This window comes from Paracoccus xiamenensis, assembly GCF_011308835.1.
In the GTDB taxonomy this organism is placed as follows: Bacteria; Pseudomonadota; Alphaproteobacteria; order Rhodobacterales; family Rhodobacteraceae; genus Paracoccus; species Paracoccus xiamenensis.
Genome location: NZ_JAAOHY010000020.1, coordinates 1 through 1,376 on the forward strand (window position 1 = coordinate 1; position 1,376 = coordinate 1,376).

The 1,376-nt window shown below is 60.2% G+C and carries 1 protein-coding gene; it reads left to right on the plus strand.

Annotation, left to right across the window (positions count from 1 at the left end; translation table 11 throughout):
- Positions 1 to 95: 95 nt before the first annotated feature.
- The gene (locus G7044_RS17840) at positions 96 to 1,346 is read left to right on the plus strand and encodes an IS256 family transposase (RefSeq protein WP_036744357.1); all 1,251 of its coding nucleotides are present in this window, start codon (positions 96 to 98) and stop codon (positions 1,344 to 1,346) included.
- Positions 1,347 to 1,376: the final 30 nt, after the last annotated feature.

Genomic DNA, 1,376 nt, shown 5'->3' on the forward strand with positions numbered 1-1,376 from the left:
GAGTAATGAGCGAAAGTTGGTGATGCCCTGAGGGGCGGCATATCATGGCGGTGTTCACGCGCCGTCAATTCTCAGCCGAGAAAGGGATATGCCACATGCCAGAGAATACCATCACCCAACTCCCCGATCCATCGGGATTTAGCGCCGATGCATTCACCGACGTTCTCCGCAATGGCGCGCGCAAGTTGATTGAACAGGCGATCCACGCCGAGCTGGCCACGCTCATGGCCGCCTTTTCCAAGGAAAAGCTTGAGGATGGGCGTGCGCGCCTGGTGCGCCATGGCCATCTGCCGGAACGAAAGGTGATGACCGGGATCGGTCCGGTGCCGGTGAAAGTGCCACGGGTGCGAGATCGCAAGCCTGGTGAGGACAAGATCACCTTCACGCCCAGCATCCTGCCGCGATACCTGCGCAAGGCGAAATCAGTGGAGGAGCTGCTGCCCTGGCTTTATCTCAAGGGCGTCAGCACGGGTGATTTCAGCGAAGCCTTGGCAGCGCTTCTCGGCCCAAACGCCCATGGGCTTTCCGCCAAGACAATCACGCGGCTGAAGGCGGATTGGTGGAACGACTATGAGGCCTGGCAAAGGCGCGACCTGAGCCATCGGCGCTTTCTCTACATCTGGGCTGACGGGGTGTATTTCAAACCGCGCATGGCTGAGGAAAGGCAATGCGTTCTGGTGATCGTCGGGGCCGATGAATATGGCCACAAGGAGCTTCTGGCGATGATCGACGGCTTCCGCGAAAGCGCTGAGAGCTGGCGTGAGCTTTTGCTCGATCTGCGGCGCCGGGGCCTGAAGCAGGATCCCAAGCTGGCCATCGGCGACGGCGCGCTCGGGTTCTGGACCGCCCTGCGCGAGGTCTTTGCTACCACGCGCGAACAGCGCTGTTGGGTCCACAAGACAATGAACGTGCTCAACGCGCTGCCAAAGTCGCTGCAGGACAAGGCCAAGGGTCATCTCCATGACATCTGGCAGGCGGAAACCAAGGCCGGGGCCGGCGCTGCTTTCGATTTCTTCGTCGAAACCTACGGCGTCAAATACGACAAGGCCGTTGCCAAGCTGGTCAAGGATCGCGAGGCGCTTCTGACCTTTTACGACTACCCGGCCGAGCACTGGAAACACATCCGGACATCGAACCCAATTGAAAGCACCTTCGCGACCGTTCGGCACCGCACCAAGCGCACCAAAGGTTGCCTCAGTCGCAGGACCGGGCTGGCCATGGCCTTCAAGCTGATGATGTCAGCGCAGGGGAAATGGCGCAAACTCGATGGCCAGAACCGTCTGCCGGAGATCATCCAGGGGGTTGAGTTCCGCGACGGCCTCCGCCAACTTCAAGTCGCCGCCTGATCAAGCGTCACCAACTTTCGCCCATATCTC